Genomic DNA, 16611 nt, shown 5'->3' on the forward strand with positions numbered 1-16611 from the left:
GTCCGGCGGCGCCCGGGGCTCGCGACATCGCCGCGTGGACCAGCGACCTGGTCCTGACCGGCAGCACCGTCACCTACCATTCCGATCAACCCGGCCCGGACAGACTGTCCTGGCAGCAAGCCGTCACTCAGGCCCAGGCCGGTCAGCGCTACGACGCCATCCTGATGCACGCCTACCCGCGCGCCAGTCTCAGCCGCTGGGACAACCCGGTCGCGTCCTGCGAAGCATTGCCCGCCGCACAGGAATGGCTGCAGAAACAACGGCGCGGCTGGCGCCCAATGCTTGAAAGCGAAACGGGCTACAACGAAGTCAGCACCTTCGCCGTATGCCGCCTTGCCTTCGGTCGCCCCTATGTCGACCGCGAACGTCAGCGAATCTACGTGCGTGGCGCGCAGACACTGCAAGACCGCCTCGACCTGACCCACGAATACCTGCACCTGGCCTTCGAAGCACACCCCAACGGCCAGGATGAAACCTACATCGAAGGGCTCGCCCGCCACCTCTTGCTGGAATAGGCCATGAAACTCCGTTATCCACAGGTCTTGCTGTTGCTCTGTTCGCTGGTGGCGCTGTCATCGGTGATGGCGGCCGACAGCGTCAAGCTCGACACCCCCGCAGGTGGCTGGCGCACCGGCGCGCCCGAGGGCGAAGGGGAAAGCTTCCGGCAAACCGTCAACTACCCGGCCTCGTCGGTGAACACCCCGACAGGGCAGGCCAATACCGCTCGCATCAGCGGGCAGATCAAGGCCACAGCCAAATCGACAGAGCCCGGTCGACTGATCGTCAACGGGGTGAGCATGCCGCTGAAAATCGACCCGGCCGGCCGTTTCGACCGCCCGTTTTCATTCCCCAACGGCAGCAACAGCGTCGAGGTTCGCAGCCCTGATGGCCAACAACGTCACCGCACGCAATTGCTCAACAGCAGCGGTGGCGCGACCCCGGCCAAGTTGCGCGTATTGCTGTCCTGGGACAGCGACAATACCGATCTCGACCTGCACCTCATCACCCCCGACGGCGCGCACATCTGGTACGGCGACCGCGTCGTCCCCAACGGCGCAGCGCTCGACGTCGACGTCACCACCGGCTACGGCCCGGAAATTTTCGCCATGCCCGCGCCGATCAAGGGGCAATATCTGGTGTATGTGAACTACTTCGGTGGCGGGTACAGCAGTGATGAGGAGGGGCAGGAAGACGCGGTGCAAGCGCTGACCACGGCGCAGGTAACGGTGATTACCGAAGAGGGGACGCCGAGCGAGAAGATGGAGACGTTCCTGGTGCCGATGCGTGCGGTGGGGGAGCTGACGTTGGTGAAGGGGTTTAGTTATCCGTGAGGGGGATAGTGACAGCAGTGCTGACACTATTCGTTTTACTTGTCGCAGCAGTGCTGCGACAAATTCAAGTGCTGAGCAGTTCACTTTCTTTCAGGCATTAAAAAGCCGGCTTGTGGCCGGCTTCTCGGGGACTGGCTTGGATCATTTTTGGTAAACCGCGCCAGCCTTCAAAACGTACACCCGGATCTTGCGTCCGGCTGTGGGACCTGGTGAGAAAGTCATCTGCCAGGTCAGTGCATCCGAGCCGCAAGGCGGGTCGATGCGCAAATGTGGGGCGCAGCATACGCAGGTTTGATGGAAATTCCCAGCGGGAAGTGCGAGGCAGAGCCGCCGGGCCACTCGGGTGGGGCGGCAATGGGTGGTCTGGAGCGCTTAAAGAAACGGTACCGCCGGCCGCCGTTTGTTCAGGGTCGACCACCAGAATACCCAACCCAGCACCCTGATGTTCTGCTCTTCGATCTGTGCGGCCCTGAAGATTTCATCCGGGTATTCGGCGCGGTTGTGGCTGCGCAGTCGCAGGGAGTTGCCCGGCAATCGGTGCAGGTACTTGATGCGTAGCATGCCGTCATGTTCGATGGCGTAGATCTCGCCATCGATGATCTGGGTCAGGCCTCGGTCAATCGCCAGGGTCGAACCGTCTTCAATTTTCTCTCCCATGCTGTTACCGCTCATGAAGGCACAAATGGCGTCGGCGTGGTTGATTTCCAGGGAGTCAAGGTGGCTGCGGGGCAGGCGGATCGATTGCTTGGGGTCTTCTATGACGTGGGTTTTGTTGGAGCCCGGGGCGATAAAAGCTTCTGTATAGAAAGGCAGTTCGACGTCGGCAGGCTCGATGACCGTGTAGACACCGCGAATGGTCTGGGCATCGAAGGTGTTGCCGGATTCGTCGAGCAGGCGCAGGTGTTGGGCGTCTTTCAGGCCTTCGCCGGTTTTCAGCCAATCGCTGCTGACGGAGAGTTTTCTGGCGACTTCTTCCATGCAGTGGGCGGGCACGCCACGGGTGTACCAGTTATGTACATTTTGCGGAGCCGTATCCAGAAAGTCGGCAAATCCGGTGGTTGTGATGTTCGCTGCTTCGAGGAGCGCTTTAAAGCGTGGGCCGCTTGTGTTCTTTTTCATGAACACGAGTCTACTGGCGGCTGGTAGGGGTTTGAATAAACGCCTCGTTCAAATTTCGCGGGAAATTTACGACCGGATGTAAGACGCTCTTGGGGAATTTTAAACATGCAAAAACCAAGAGCTGCCACGGTTAAACGGGCCGTTTGGCGTGCTTATCAAGCACCCACAAAAAACCCCGGATCACCCGGGGTTTTTCTTGAAGCCTGGAGCTTGAAGCTCGCGGCTGCTTTTAGCCCTTATAGGCAGCAACCGACTTGGTGATCGCGTCGCGGGCGGCGTCTGCGCCAGCCCAGCCTTCGATCTTCACCCATTTGCCTTTTTCGAGATCTTTGTAGTTCGCGAAGAAGTGCTCGATCTGCTGGATCAGCAGCGCTGGCAGGTCGGTGTATTCCTTCACGTCCACGTACAGCTGGGACAGCTTGTCGTGTGGGACTGCGATCACTTTGGCATCGCCGCCACCGTCGTCGGTCATGTTCAGGATGCCGACCGGACGAGCGCGGATCACCGAACCTGGAGCAACCGGGTAAGGGGTTACAACCAGCACGTCGAGGGGATCACCGTCGTCAGCCAGGGTGTTCGGGATGTAACCGTAGTTGGCCGGGTAGAACATTGGGGTGGCCATGAAACGGTCAACGAACAGGCAATCGCTGTCTTTGTCGATTTCGTATTTGATCGGCGCGTGGTTGGCCGGAATCTCGATCGCGACGTAGATGTCGTTCGGCAGGTCTTTGCCAGCCGGAATCTTGCTGTAGCTCATTGGGCGTTGCCCCCGTTAGTTGACCAGAAATACTTGGCCGGATTGACCAAAAAGTGGCGGCGATTATAGGCATATTCCTGGGTCGACGCCATGTACCAGAAGTCGTATGGCGCTTACTGGTCTGCCTGATAGACAGGGTCATGCGCCTTTAGTTGCTTCAACCTCGCCAGCGGGTCCTGGCGATAGAACAACTTCAGCTGCTGGTACACCTGTGGATAAACCTCGTGCAGCAAATCCGGAGCGCTGAAGAAGTATTCGCTGGTGACGGCGAAGAACTCGGCAGGGTTTTCGGCGGCATACGGGTCGATGGCCGTTTCGGCGTCGGGATTGCGCTCCAGTTGCCGGTCGAGGTCGTCGTAGGCCTTTTGCATGACGTTGGCCCAGTCGCTGACCCGCATGTCGGGATGCAACGGCGGCAGGCCGTTGGCGACGCCGTTGAGCATGTCGAGTTTGTGCGCCAGTTCGTGGATCACCAGGTTGTAGCCTTCCCAGCCACCACTGGCCATCACACCCGGCCAGGCGAGGATGATCGGGCCTTGCTGCCAGGCTTCACCGCTGTGCTCACCGTCCCATTCGTGCTCGACGCCGCTGGCATCGCGATGGCGCTGAGGGCTGAGGAAGTCGTCGGGGTAGAGAATGATTTCGTGGAAGCCCTGATACCAGTTCAGGTCGCCGAGGTGCAGCAGCGGCAGTTGCGCCTGGGCAGCGAGCAGCAAGCGTTGCTCCTGATGCAATTCGACGCCGGGCAGGGCGGTCAGGTGCTTGTCTTCGAGGAACAGCACGCAAGCTTCGCGTAGCCATTGGTCTTCGGCGGCACTGATGCCATCGAGAAAACTCAGGTGCTGGCGCACCCGTTGCCACATGTCATCGGCAATCGGGTGCTTTGCCAGGGTGCGCCGGCGACGCCAGGCGCTCAGGGACCACATCGTGTCAGCGCGATTCGGCTTTGGAGCTCGAAGCCGCAAGGCGGTTACGTACCATGCCAATGATCATCGGCACCAGCGAGAGCAGGATGATGCCAACCACCAGCAGCGACAGGTTCTTCTTGATGAACGGCACATTGCCGAAGAAGTAACCGAGCGTCACCAGCCCGCCGACCCACAGGACAGTGCCGAAGACGCTGAAGGCGAAGAAACGCGGATAAGGCATTTTCCCCACACCGGCGACGAAGGGTGCAAAGGTGCGGATGATGGGCAGGAAGCGCGCCAGGGTCACGGTCTTGCCGCCATGCTTGTCATAGAAGTCGTGGGTTTGTTGCAGGTAGTCGCGGCGGAAGATCTTCGAATTCGGGTTGCTGAACAGTTTTTCACCCGCCGTTCGTCCGATGATGTAGTTGGTGCTGTCGCCCAGAATCGCCGCCAGCATCAACAGGCCACCAAGCAGTACCGGGTCCATGCCGCCACCGGCCGCCACGGCACCGGCGATGAACAGCAGCGAGTCGCCCGGCAGGAAGGGCATGACCACCAGGCCAGTCTCACAGAAGATCACCATGAACAGGATGGCGTAGATCCATGCCCCGTAGTTGGTTACGAGCATGTCGAGGTAGACGTCGAGATGCAGGACAATATCGATCGGGTTGAAATCCATGGAAAGCACCTGTGGTAATGGCCCGACTCAGCAGGCCTGTGCGGATGACTTCGCGTAAGACTACGGATAAGGGTAGTTTTTCTTACAAGCCGGGAAGTTCGGGATTATACGAGGCGAGAGGTGAAAATCGCGTCGATATTGTAGCGGGGAATGTCATGGCAAGACCGATGGCTTGATACCAGACGTTGTGGGAGCGAGCCTGCTCGCTCCCACAGGTGCAGGTGATTCAGAGTTCGTCGCTGATCGGCAGCACATAGTTCTTGAATTCGGTGTCTTCCTTGAATCCGATGGATTCGTAGGTTTTGCGCGCGACTTCGTTGTTGCTGCTGGTGGAAACACGCATGCGCACGGCATTGGTTTCCTTGGCCATTTTTTTGGCGGTGCGGATCAGGTTGTCGGCCACCAACTGGCGGCGGGCGTCCTCGGCGACATAAATATCGTTGAGGATCCACACACGTTTGAGCGAAAGCGAGGAGAAACTCGGATAAAGCTGACAAAAACCCATCAGTTTGTTGCTGTCGTCATCGGACAGCGCCAGGTAGATCACCGACTCCTTACGACGCAGGCGTTTTTCGAGGAACGCCCGGGACGAGTCCGGATACGGCAGGGAGCCATAAAACTCACGATATTTGACGAACAACGGGGTCAGCAGGTCCAGGTGTTCGAGGGTCGCTTGAATAATCCGCATGGTAGGTCTCGTCTTCAAGTGGCTGTCTACGTCTATGACGGCGATGGGAAACCCTTGGCGGCCGCGCCACGATCCTGCCTGAAACTGGTACGAGTGTGCAATGCAGAAGCGGTTCAGGCATTCGGCGGGCCGAGCAGGAAATTACCCTTCATGTCGGCTCCCACGTCCGACTCCAGTGTCTGAACCTGTGCTTCATCCTTCAGATTGACCCCTGACAACTGCCGTCGGCAGGCTTCGCGCATCAAATACAGCAAACGGTGTGCCGCCATGCCGTAACTCAGGCCTTCGAGCCGCACGTTGGAGATGCAATTACGGTAGGCATCGGTAAGGCCGACCTTGGGATTGTAGGTGAAATATAAACCCAGGCTGTCCGGAGAGCTGAGGCCAGGACGTTCGCCGATGAGGATTACGGTCATTTTTGCTCCGAGCAATTCACCGATTTCGTCAGCGACCGCCACGCGCCCCTGTTCCACCAATATCACCGGCGCTACAGTCCAGCCTTCGGCTGCAATCTGTTCTTCGAGGCGCGCCAGAAAGGGCAGGGTATGGCGATGAACGGCCAGCGCCGACAAGCCGTCGGCGATCACTATCACCAAATCGACCCCGCCAGGATGTGCCGAAGCATACGTGCGCAGGCTCTTTGCCGACGTGTCACTCAGTTTTCGTCCCAGGTCCGGGCGTTGCAGGTAACTGTTGCGGTCGATCGCCGCGCTGTGCAGCAAGAGACTTTCGTGCCCGCGTTCGGCCAGTTGTGAGCTGAGTGCCGTGTGATCGAACGGCAAATGCACCGCATCCCGCGCCTGGGCGTGGGCGTATTGGAAGTCCAGTTGGGCGTGGGTGGGAATGCTGGTACCGGTGCGACCCAGGGCAATTCGTGCCGGTGTCAGGCGTCGTAGTTCCAGCCATGGGTTGTGGGGATCGAAAGGTAGTTTGTCCATGTCATTACTCATCCCAGTTGCGCCAGGGCTTGGCGGAAGGCTGGTGGCAGGTTGCTGCCAAACAGAACCCGGCCGTCCGCCTGGGTGAAGATGCCCATTTTTGCCAGCCATTGCTCGAACTCCGGCGCAGGCTTGAGCCCCAGGGTCTGCCGGGCATAGAGCGCGTCGTGAAACGAGGTGGTCTGGTAGTTGAGCATGATGTCGTCGGAGCCGGGGATCCCCATGATGAAGTTGATCCCGGCGACACCCAGCAGGGTCAGCAGGGTGTCCATATCGTCCTGGTCAGCTTCGGCATGGTTGGTGTAGCAGATGTCGCAACCCATGGGCACACCAAGCAATTTGCCGCAAAAGTGGTCTTCCAGGCCGGCGCGGATGATCTGTTTGCCGTTGTACAGGTATTCCGGGCCGATGAAGCCGACGACCGTATTCACCAGAAACGGGTTGAAATGACGTGCGACGGCGTAGGCGCGGGTTTCGCAGGTTTGTTGATCGACGCCATGGTGGGCATTGGCCGACAGGGCGCTGCCCTGGCCGGTTTCGAAGTACATCAGGTTCTGGCCCAGTGTGCCGCGGTTCAGACTCAAGCCGGCGTCATAGCCCTCCTTCAATATACTCAGGTTGATGCCGAAACTGGCGTTGGCCGCTTCGGTGCCGGCGATCGACTGGAACACCAGGTCCAACGGGACACCGCGATTGACCGCTTCGATCGACGTGGTGACATGGGTCAGTACGCAAGCCTGGGTCGGGATCTCGTAGCGCTGGATGATCGCGTCGAGCATCTCCAGCATCGCGCAAATCGAGGCGATGCTGTCGGTGGCGGGGTTGATGCCGATCATCGCGTCGCCATTGCCGTGCAGCAGACCGTCGAGAATGCTTGCGGCGATGCCGGCCGGTTCGTCGGTGGGGTGATTCGGTTGCAGGCGCGTGGACAGTCGACCGCGCAGGCCCAGGGTGCCGCGAAACCGCGTGACCACGCGGATTTTTTGCGCAACCAGCACCAGATCCTGCACACGCATGATCTTTGATACCGCAGCAACCATTTCCGGAGTCAGGCCGGGGGCGAGGGCTCGCAGGACCTGTTCGTCGGCGGCATCACTGAGCAGCCAGTCGCGAAAGCCGCCGACGGTGAGGTGACTGACGACGGCGAAGGCTTGTTTGTCGTGGGTATCGATGATCAGGCGGGTGACTTCATCGGATTCGTAGGGGATCAGTGCTTCCTGCAGGAAATGGCTCAGCGGGGTGTCGGCCAACGTCATCTGTGCCGCGACGCGCTCGCCGTCATTGAGGGCTGCGACGCCGGCCAGAAAATCTCCGGAGCGTGCCGGGCTGGCCTTGGCCATCACTTCCTTGAGGCTGTCGAAGCGGTAAGTCTGGGCGCCGACGGTATGGGCGAATGCGGCCATGGGGCGGAGTCCTCCAATAATTACTGCGATCTGCTTTTCCTGTGGGAGCGGGCTTGCTCACGAATGCGGTGTGCCATTCCAAATAAATGTCGACTGACACGATGCCTTCGCGAGCAAGCCCGCTCCCACATGGGAACTGCGTGCACTTCAATATGGCCGGCACCGGTCAGTGAGCCCGGTGCCGGTGCATTCAGACACCTTCGAGCATAGCGTCTACCGGTGCCTCGGAGCGTTGCTTGGCGGTCAGCTGGAAGTACAGGTAACCGGCAGCCATGAAGCCGAGGAAAATCAGGCCGATCAAGGTGTTGAACCACGCCATCGCCACCAGGCACACCACCGCCAGGAACAGCGCGATACCCGGCACGATCGGATAACCCGGGGCGCGGAAGGTGCGTTCCAGGTTCGGTTCGGTTTTACGCAGCTTGAACAGGCTCAGCATACTGATGATGTACATCACGATGGCGCCGAATACCGACATGGTGATCATCGCCGCCGTCAGGGTCATGCCTTGCAGATTGACCAGGCCATCGCTGTAGATCGCCGCAATGCCGATCACGCCGCCGGCCAGGATCGCCCGGTGCGGTGTCTGGAAGCGCGAAAGCTTTGCCAGGCCGGCGGGCAGATAACCGGCACGGGCCAAGGCGAAAAACTGCCGCGAGTAGCCGAGGATGATCCCGTGGAAACTCGCCACCAGGCCGAACAGGCCGATCCACACCAGCATGTGCATCCAGGTCGAATTGTTGCCGACCACCGCTTTCATCGCCTGGGGGAGCGGATCGTTGATGTTCGACAGCTGGCGCCAGTCGCCGACACCGCCCGCCATCACCATCACGCCGATGGCCAGGAACACCAGCGTCAGAATGCCGCTGACGTAGGCCTTGGGGATTGTACGTTTCGGGTCCTTGGCTTCTTCGGCAGCCATGGCTGCACCTTCGATAGCGAGAAAGAACCAGATCGCGAAGGGAATGGCGGCGAAAATGCCAGGAATCGAGCCCATCGTGAACTCATTGGCACCCGACCAGCCATTGAGCACAAAGTTGCTGAAGCTGAAGCCCGGCGCGACCACGCCCATGAACACCAGCAGTTCAGCGACGGCCAGCACGGTGACCACCAGTTCGAAGGTGGCCGCGATGCTGACGCCGAGGATATTCAGGCCCATGAACACGAAATAGGCGCCAACGGCGGCGATCTTCGGGTCCAGTTCCGGGTATTGCACGTTGAGGTAGGCGCCGATGGCCATGGCGATGGCCGGTGGTGCAAAGACGAATTCGATCAGGGTGGCGATGCCGGCGATCAACCCGCCTTTCTCGCCAAAGGCCCGGCGGCTATAGGCAAATGGCCCGCCAGCATGGGGAATCGCGGTCGTCAGCTCGGTGAAGCTGAAGATGAAGCAGGTGTACATCGTCGCCACCATCAACGCAGTGACGAGGAAACCCAGTGTGCCTGCGGTGCCCCAGCCGTAACTCCAGCCGAAGTATTCGCCGGAAATCACCAGGCCGACGGCAATGCCCCATAAGTGCAGGGTGCCGAGTGTGGGTTTGAGCTGTGTGGAAGAAGTAGTCATAAGTCCTCTCTATTTTTTATTGTTCGATCTTTTGGACTTTCGGGTACGACGGGTTGGGTGCAGATCCTGAATGACGGGTACGCAAGGCCCGTGCCAGAGCGGCCAGCCTTTGTGTTGTGTCATGAAGGACGTCTTCGCGGGCAAGTCGAATCGTCGCACCGCCGCTCCCACATTGAACTTGTGTCGGTTATCTAATGTGGGACTACACAAATCCCCTGTGGGAGCGGGCTTGCTCGCGATGACTATCGAAAGGGCGACACAGGAATACCTGCATCGCCCCCCGGTTTTTTAGAAGAAGCCCAACGGGTTGATGTCGTAGCTCACCAGCAGGTTTTTGGTCTGCTGATAGTGGTCGAGCATCATCTTGTGGGTTTCACGGCCGACGCCGGACTTCTTGTACCCGCCGAACGCGGCGTGGGCCGGGTACAGGTGGTAGCAGTTGGTCCACACACGACCGGCCTTGATGGCACGGCCCATGCGGTAGGCGCGGTTGATGTCGCGGGTCCAGAGGCCGGCACCCAGGCCGAACTCGGTGTCGTTGGCGATGGCCAGGGCTTCGGCTTCGTCCTTGAAGGTGGTGATGCTCACCACCGGGCCGAAGATTTCTTCCTGGAACACGCGCATTTTGTTGGTGCCCTTGAGCAGCGTCGGCTGGATGTAGTACCCGCTTGCCAGGTTGCCCTCGAGTTTTTCCACCTTGCCGCCGGTCAGCAGCTCGGCACCTTCGCCCTTGGCGATTTCCAGGTACGAAAGAATCTTGTCGAATTGCTGTTCGGACGCCTGGGCGCCGACCATGGTGTCGGTATCCAGCGGGTCGCCACGTTTGATTTGCAGGACCTTCTTCATCACCACCTGCATGAACTCGTCGTAGATCGACTCTTGCACCAGTGCACGGGAAGGGCAGGTGCAGACTTCGCCCTGGTTGAAGAATGCCAGCACCAGGCCTTCGGCGGCTTTCTCGATGAAGGACGGTTCAGCCTTCATGATGTCTTCGAAGAAGATGTTCGGCGATTTGCCGCCCAGCTCCACGGTAGACGGAATAATGTTTTCGGCGGCGCATTTCATGATGTGCGAGCCGACCGGGGTCGAGCCGGTGAAGGCAATCTTGGCGATGCGCTTGCTGGTGGCCAGCGCTTCACCGGCTTCTTTGCCGAAGCCTTGCACGATATTCAGCACGCCCGGTGGCAGCAGGTCGCCGATCAGTTCGACCAGCACGGTAATGCCCAGCGGGGTTTGTTCGGCAGGCTTGAGCACCACGCAGTTGCCGGCAGCGAGCGCCGGGGCGAGCTTCCAGGCAGCCATCAGGATCGGGAAGTTCCACGGGATGATCTGCCCGACCACGCCCAGCGGTTCATGAATGTGATAGGCCACGGTGTTGCCGTCGATTTCGGCAGCGCTGCCTTCCTGGGCGCGCAGGCAGCCGGCGAAGTAGCGGAAGTGGTCGGCGGCCAGAGGGATGTCGGCGTTGAGGGTTTCGCGCACGGCTTTGCCGTTGTCCCAGGATTCGGTGATCGCCAGGGTTTCCAGATTCTGTTCGATGCGGTCGGCGATTTTCAGCAGCACCAGCGAGCGCGCCTGGGCGGAGGTGGCGCCCCATGCATCGGCAGCGGCGTGGGCAGCGTCCAGGGCCTTGTCGATGTCTTCGGCCGTGGAGCGCGGGAATTCGGCAATCGGTTGGCCATTCACTGGCGAGGTATTGGTGAAGTACTGACCTTTGACAGGCGCGACGAACTCGCCGCCGATGTAGTTACCGTATTTGGCTTTGAACGAAACGATAGCGCCTTCAGTACCGGGGTGAGCGTAACGCATGATGGTTTCTCCTTGGTTCTTGTGCTTATAAGGAAGACGCGCATGTGCGCTTGCTTTAAGCGTAGAGCAAGGGCCGGGCCAGTGCGTTGCATCTCAGGTAAATCAAGACCTTGCGCGATTTTTGTCGGACGTACGGAGCACGCCCGTGACGCTTTCGGTACAGCCGGCGTGACACTTTGTACCGCTTCTGGCACAGCCTGTGACCGGGTAGTCTTGCAGGCATTGCAATGCAGGCCCGGCTGGAGGATGCTCGGCATCACCTCATGCACGGGACGCCGAGCCCCGGGGAGAATAATAAGAAATGCACGACAACCATTTGAGTCGCCATGCCCAGCAAGTATTGACCGTGACCCAGGGCAAGGCCCACCTGCACGGCCCCGGCAGCGATCCGTCCATCGCCCGTTCCTGGCTGCGCTGCCTCGAGGACTATCATCTCGATCCGGCGCTGAGCATCGCACCGACGGTGCTGGAGCATGGCCGTGTCCTGGAAAGTCGCGAACGCTTGCAGCAGGTGCTGCACATTGCTGGCAATGAAATGACCAGCCTGCACCAGCAACTCTCCGGTGCCGGTCATGCGGTACTGCTGACCGACGCCCGCGGCGTGATCCTCAATTGCGTCACCGCGCCCGCCGAACGACAGATTTTCGAGCGCGCCGGGCTCTGGCTCGGTGCCGACTGGAGCGAAGCCTGCGAAGGCACCAACGGCATTGGCACTTGCCTGGTGGAGCGTCAGTCGCTGACCATCCATCAGGACGAACACTTTCGTGGCCGCCACACCGGCCTGACCTGCTCGGCGAGCCCGGTCTTCGATCCGCATGGCGAATTGCTGGCAGTGCTCGACGTGTCGTCGGCGCGGCGCGATGTGTCGCGGCAAAGTCAGTTCCACACCATGGCTCTGGTCAATCTGTCGGCGAAGATGATCGAAAGCTGTTACTTCCTGCGCTGCTTCGACAATCAATGGTTGCTGCGTTTTCACTTGCAGGCCGAGTCCGTCGGTTTGTTCAGCGAAGGCTTGCTGGCGTTCGACGGAGAAGGGCGCATTTGCGCGGTCAACCAGAGTGCGCTGAACCTGCTTGGACACATTCGCGGCGGCTTGCTGGGCAAACCGGTGGAGGCGTTTTTCGACTGCTCGCTCGATGAGTTGCTGGGGCGGGCGAGTATCAATGCCGCGGCCAGTTGGCCATTGCGTACCCGTGATGGTCGCAAGCTGTTCGCGGTATTGCGCGGTGAGGCGCGGCGGTCGCTGCCGACTCCGAGGGTAACTGCTCCCACGGTTGCACACGCACCGCGCCTGTCAGGCATTTGCCTGGATGATGCGGCGTTGCAGGCGGACTTCCGCAAGGCCTTGCGCGTCTACGAGCGTGACGTGCCACTGCTGATCAACGGCGAAACCGGGTCTGGCAAGGAGGCCTTTGCCAAAGCGGTGCACCACGCCAGCCAGCGGGCGGAAAAAGCCTTTGTCGCCCTCAATTGCGCGGCCATTCCCGAAAGCCTGATCGAAAGCGAGCTGTTCGGTTACCGCGGCGGCAGCTTCACCGGCGCCCGCAAGGAAGGCATGCGCGGCAAGTTGCAACAAGCCGACGGCGGGACGTTGTTCCTCGACGAAATCGGAGACATGCCGCTGGCTCTGCAAACACGCTTGCTGCGGGTGCTGGAAGACCGGCAAGTGGTGCCGATCGGTGGCGAGCCGGAAGCGGTTAACGTGCGGATCATCAGCGCCACCCACCGCAATTTGCTGGATCGCGTGCAGGACGGCAGCTTTCGCGAGGATTTGTATTACCGGCTCAACGGGCTGGAGGTGGCGCTGCCAGCATTGCGCGATCGCAGTGACAAGTCGCAGTTACTCGACTTTTTACTGTCCGAAGAGGCCGGCACGGAAACCGTGCTGATCGACGGGCCGGCGCGGGAGGCCTTGTTGGGGTTCGCCTGGCCGGGCAACGTGCGGCAGTTGCGCAATGTGCTGCGTACGTTGGCAGCGTTATGCGATGGCGGACGGATCGGTCTGGAGGATTTGCCGGCCATGATTCGCCAGGTCCGACCGGTGGTAATGCAGGCCGTTGAAGAGCCATCGGAGCATCCGCTGGAGGATGCCGAGCGTTTAGCGTTGTTGAACGCGCTGGAGCAGACGCGCTGGCATATGACGCATACAGCAGAACAACTGGGCGTCAGTCGAAATACCCTTTATCGCAAGCTTCGTAAACACGGAATTACCCGTTAATCCGAGTCGCGCCATTCGCGAGCAAGCCCGCTCCCACAGGGACCGCATCGTTCCTGTGGGAGCGGGCTTGCTCGCGAATGGCGTCGGTGAGGGCGAAACACAAGGTGCGAATTTCCCCTCCCTAAGCTAACCTGCGGCCATGTTTTACGAGGTCGACTATGCACATTCATATTCTTGGTATCTGCGGCACTTTCATGGGGTCAATGGCGGTTCTGGCCAAAGAGCTGGGCCATCACGTGACCGGCTCCGATGCCAACGTCTATCCGCCGATGAGTACTCAACTGCAAGCCCAGGGCATCGAGTTGACCCAAGGCTACGACCCGGCGCAACTCGATCCGGCCCCTGATCTGGTGGTGATCGGCAACGCCATGTCCCGGGGCAACCCGGCGGTGGAGTACGTGCTGAACAAAGGCCTGCCTTACGTCTCCGGCCCGCAATGGCTGGCGGATCACGTGCTGCAAGGTCGCTGGGTACTGGCCGTGGCCGGTACGCACGGCAAGACCACCACCAGCAGCATGCTGGCATGGGTACTGGAACACGCAGGCATGGCCCCCGGCTTCCTGATCGGCGGCGTGCCGCAAAACTTCTCGGTGTCGGCGCGCCTGGGTGACACACCGTTCTTCGTCATCGAAGCCGACGAGTACGACAGCGCGTTCTTCGACAAGCGCTCCAAGTTCGTACATTACCGCCCGCGCACGGCAATCCTGAACAACCTCGAATTCGATCACGCCGATATCTTCCCGGACCTGCCGGCCATTGAGCGGCAGTTCCATCATTTGGTGCGGACCATCCCGAGCGAAGGCCTGGTGATCCATCCGACCACCGAGCCGGCGTTGCAGCGCGTTATCGAAATGGGTTGCTGGACCCCGGTGCAAACCACAGGAGCCGGCGGTCAGTGGCAGGTCAAGCTGCTCAGTGAAGATGGCTCGAAGTTCGAAGTGATGTTCGAAGGCGTCGCCCAGGGTGTGGTCGAGTGGGACATGACTGGCCAGCACAACGTCGCCAACGCCCTGGCGACGCTGGCCGCCGCACGCCACGTCGGTGTCGTGCCATCCATGGGCATCGCCGCGTTGAGCGCCTTCAAAAGCGTGAAACGCCGGATGGAGAAAGTCGCGGAAGTCCGTGGCATCACCATTTATGACGACTTCGCTCACCACCCGACCGCCATCGCCACCACGCTGGATGGGCTGCGAAAGCGCATCGGCGATGCACCGTTGATCGCAATCATCGAGCCCCGTTCCAACTCCATGAAGCTCGGTGCGCACCGTGACGGATTGCCGGAAAGCGTGGTCGATGCCGATCAGGTGATCTGGTACGCACCCGCCAACCTTGGCTGGGATCTGGCGGGCACTGCGGCGCTGTGCACTGTGCCGTCGATTGTCAGCGATTCCCTTGAAGGCATCATCGAGCGCGTGAAGAGCCAGGCCCAACCCGGCACTCACGTGGTGATCATGAGCAACGGCGGCTTCGGCGGCCTGCACGGCAAACTGGCCGAGGCGCTGAAATGAACAACGGCCCGGACCGCATCACCCTGGCAATGACCGGCGCCTCAGGCGCCCAGTACGGTTTGCGCCTGCTCGACTGCCTGGTGCGGGACGATCGTGAAGTGCACTTCCTGATTTCCAAGGCCGCGCAGTTAGTGATGGCCACCGAAACTGACGTCACGCTGCCGTCCAAGCCGCAGATGATGCAGGCGTTCCTCACCGAATACACCGGTGCTGCCGCCGGGCAGATTCGGGTGTACGGCAAGGAAGACTGGATGTCGCCGGTGGCCTCGGGCTCCGGCGCGCCCGCGGCGATGGTGGTGGTGCCGTGTTCGACGGGCACTTTGTCGGCCATCGCCACGGGTGCCTGCAACAACCTGATCGAGCGTGCTGCGGACGTGACGCTGAAAGAGCGTCGGCAGCTGATTCTTGTGCCTCGCGAGGCGCCGTATTCGAGCATTCACCTGGAGCACATGCTCAAGTTGTCGAACATGGGCGTGACAATCCTGCCGGCATCACCGGGCTTCTATCACCAGCCGCAAACCATCGACGACCTGATCGATTTCGTCGTGGCACGGATCCTTAACCTGCTGAATATTCCTCAGGACATGTTGCCGCGTTGGGGCGAGCATCATCTGACCAGCGATGAATAAGCTACTGGTGGTGGTACTGGCGCTGCAACTGGCCGGGTGCGCCACGGCGCGCACGCTCGATGCGGCCAAGCCGGGGGCACCGGTGGTGTACTCGGGTACTCGCCTGGATTTGTACGCGATGAACGGCGGTTGTTGCGCCAAGGATCGTTTCGGTGCCGAAGCACCGGGCTATCCCGGTGTCGACCTGCCGGCGAGTGCTTTGCTCGACACGCTGCTGTTGCCGCTGTCGTTGTTGACGGTAATTGGCGTGAGTTTTCAGGCGACGGGTGGGTTGTAATAGAGCGCTTCGCGCTCTATCGCGAGCAAGCTCGCTTCCACAGGTTTTTCAGCGATTTCAAAATTTGTGTACGACACAAAATCCTGTGGGAGCGGGCTTGCCCGCGAAGAGGCCCGCTCAGGCATCATAAAATTACTTGCCCAACTTCCTCAGCTCATCCGACTCGACAATCCTGACCCCGTCCTGCTCTTCCAGCGCCAGGCGCCACATCGCACGAGCCAGTTGGCAGGCCTCGATACCATGGTATTTGCCAGGGATCAGCCGAGACAACGGGCCGGCGACTTTCTCGCCCAGTCGCGGTTCGGTGCGATCACCCAGCAACAGCGAAGGGCGGCAAATAGTCAGCTGCGGCCAGTCTTGCGCGCGCAATGCGTACTCCATCTCGCCTTTGACCCGGTTGTAGAAAATCGAGGATCTGCGATCGGCTCCCAGGGCACTGATCACGATCAGGTGCCGTGCGCCCATCTCCCGTGCGCGTTTGGCAAAGGCTACGACCATGTCCAGGTCCACTGCGCGGAACGCCTGTTCCGAGCCTGCCTGTTTGATGGTGGTGCCCAGGCAGCAGTAGGCGATGTCGACACGGCCGTTCAACTGCGGCAGAAACTCCGCCGGGTCGCCGACGGGGTTTTCAAGGTGCGGGTGTTTGGCCAGTGGCCGGCGTGAGGGGGCCAGAACCCGGGTAATCGTTGGCTCGTTAAGCAGGCGATCAAGCAGGTGTTCACCCGTTAAACCGGTGGCTCCGGCGAGCAGCACGTGCTGAGGCGTCAAGTACATAGTGTTTCT

The 16611-nt window shown here is 60.4% G+C and carries 16 protein-coding genes; 6 read left to right on the plus strand and 10 right to left on the minus strand.

The genetic code is table 11. The features are described 5' to 3' along the window. Both ACCD00_RS08510 and ACCD00_RS08515 read left to right on the plus strand, forming a co-directional pair. A partial coding sequence (locus ACCD00_RS08510; RefSeq protein ID WP_413423583.1) for a DUF2300 domain-containing protein occupies nucleotides 1-515 on the plus strand: 515 nt, incomplete at its 5' end. 3 nt (nucleotides 516-518) lie between these two features. Further along, nucleotides 519-1331 (plus strand): YfaP family protein, encoded by an 813-nt coding sequence (locus tag ACCD00_RS08515; RefSeq protein ID WP_413423585.1) that lies wholly within the window; start codon nucleotides 519-521, stop codon nucleotides 1329-1331. Between the two features lie 372 nt (nucleotides 1332-1703). On the opposite strand, the gene ACCD00_RS08520 is transcribed toward ACCD00_RS08515, so the two are convergent. The 9 genes from ACCD00_RS08520 to ACCD00_RS08560 all read right to left on the minus strand — a co-directional run bounded on the left by ACCD00_RS08520 (nucleotide 1704) and on the right by ACCD00_RS08560 (nucleotide 11196). Continuing rightward, nucleotides 1704-2450, minus strand: coding sequence for a LexA family transcriptional regulator (locus tag ACCD00_RS08520; protein WP_413423587.1), 747 nt, complete (start codon nucleotides 2448-2450; stop codon nucleotides 1704-1706). A gap of 229 nt (nucleotides 2451-2679) precedes the next feature. Next, nucleotides 2680-3207, minus strand: coding sequence for an inorganic diphosphatase (gene ppa / locus ACCD00_RS08525; RefSeq protein ID WP_007894323.1), 528 nt, complete (start codon nucleotides 3205-3207; stop codon nucleotides 2680-2682). A 113-nt stretch (nucleotides 3208-3320) separates the two neighbouring features. After that, a complete protein-coding gene (locus ACCD00_RS08530; protein WP_413423589.1) occupies nucleotides 3321-4133 on the minus strand; it encodes a zinc-dependent peptidase in 813 nt (270 codons plus the stop codon). A 4-nt stretch (nucleotides 4134-4137) separates the two neighbouring features. Then, nucleotides 4138-4794, minus strand: a complete 657-nt coding sequence (locus ACCD00_RS08535) for a DedA family protein (protein ID WP_413423591.1) — start codon at nucleotides 4792-4794, stop codon at nucleotides 4138-4140. Nucleotides 4795-5020: 226 nt separating this feature from the next. Continuing rightward, nucleotides 5021-5482, minus strand: a complete 462-nt coding sequence (locus tag ACCD00_RS08540) for a GNAT family N-acetyltransferase (RefSeq protein WP_413423593.1) — start codon at nucleotides 5480-5482, stop codon at nucleotides 5021-5023. Nucleotides 5483-5595: 113 nt separating this feature from the next. Further along, nucleotides 5596-6420: an ethanolamine ammonia-lyase subunit EutC gene (eutC, locus tag ACCD00_RS08545; protein ID WP_413423595.1), complete on the minus strand. Its 825-nt coding sequence runs from the start codon at nucleotides 6418-6420 to the stop codon at nucleotides 5596-5598. Between the two features lie 8 nt (nucleotides 6421-6428). Then, on the minus strand, nucleotides 6429-7823 hold the full coding sequence (locus ACCD00_RS08550) for an ethanolamine ammonia-lyase subunit EutB (protein WP_413423597.1): 1395 nt from the start codon (nucleotides 7821-7823) through the stop codon (nucleotides 6429-6431). A 190-nt stretch (nucleotides 7824-8013) separates the two neighbouring features. Then, nucleotides 8014-9387, minus strand: a complete 1374-nt coding sequence (gene eat / locus ACCD00_RS08555) for an ethanolamine permease (protein WP_413423599.1) — start codon at nucleotides 9385-9387, stop codon at nucleotides 8014-8016. A gap of 288 nt (nucleotides 9388-9675) precedes the next feature. Continuing rightward, on the minus strand, nucleotides 9676-11196 hold the full coding sequence (locus ACCD00_RS08560) for an aldehyde dehydrogenase family protein (protein ID WP_007994183.1): 1521 nt from the start codon (nucleotides 11194-11196) through the stop codon (nucleotides 9676-9678). Between the two features lie 301 nt (nucleotides 11197-11497). On the opposite strand from ACCD00_RS08560, the gene ACCD00_RS08565 reads away from it, so the two are divergent. The 4 genes from ACCD00_RS08565 (at nucleotide 11498) to ACCD00_RS08580 (ending at nucleotide 15828) form a co-directional block, all read left to right on the plus strand. Next, nucleotides 11498-13414 carry a sigma-54-dependent Fis family transcriptional regulator gene (locus ACCD00_RS08565; protein WP_413423601.1) on the plus strand — a complete coding sequence of 639 codons (1917 nt, stop codon included), beginning with the start codon at nucleotides 11498-11500 and terminating at the stop codon, nucleotides 13412-13414. Between the two features lie 158 nt (nucleotides 13415-13572). Then, the gene (gene mpl / locus ACCD00_RS08570; protein WP_413423603.1) at nucleotides 13573-14922 is read left to right on the plus strand and encodes a UDP-N-acetylmuramate:L-alanyl-gamma-D-glutamyl-meso-diaminopimelate ligase; all 1350 of its coding nucleotides are present in this window, start codon (nucleotides 13573-13575) and stop codon (nucleotides 14920-14922) included. Beyond that, entirely contained in the window at nucleotides 14919-15551 is a 633-nt protein-coding gene (ubiX, locus tag ACCD00_RS08575) for a flavin prenyltransferase UbiX (protein ID WP_008022902.1), read from the plus strand. The genes mpl and ubiX overlap by 4 nt, the downstream gene beginning before the upstream one ends. Beyond that, the gene (locus ACCD00_RS08580; protein ID WP_413423605.1) at nucleotides 15544-15828 is read left to right on the plus strand and encodes a YceK/YidQ family lipoprotein; all 285 of its coding nucleotides are present in this window, start codon (nucleotides 15544-15546) and stop codon (nucleotides 15826-15828) included. Before ubiX ends, ACCD00_RS08580 begins: the two co-directional genes overlap by 8 nt. A 132-nt stretch (nucleotides 15829-15960) precedes the next feature. On the opposite strand, the gene ACCD00_RS08585 is transcribed toward ACCD00_RS08580, so the two are convergent. After that, nucleotides 15961-16602 carry an oxidoreductase gene (locus ACCD00_RS08585; protein WP_413423607.1) on the minus strand — a complete coding sequence of 214 codons (642 nt, stop codon included), beginning with the start codon at nucleotides 16600-16602 and terminating at the stop codon, nucleotides 15961-15963. Nucleotides 16603-16611 lie beyond the last annotated feature (9 nt).

This window comes from Pseudomonas sp. Pseusp3 (assembly GCF_047304225.1).
Classification (GTDB): domain Bacteria; phylum Pseudomonadota; class Gammaproteobacteria; order Pseudomonadales; family Pseudomonadaceae; genus Aquipseudomonas; species Aquipseudomonas fluorescens_CD.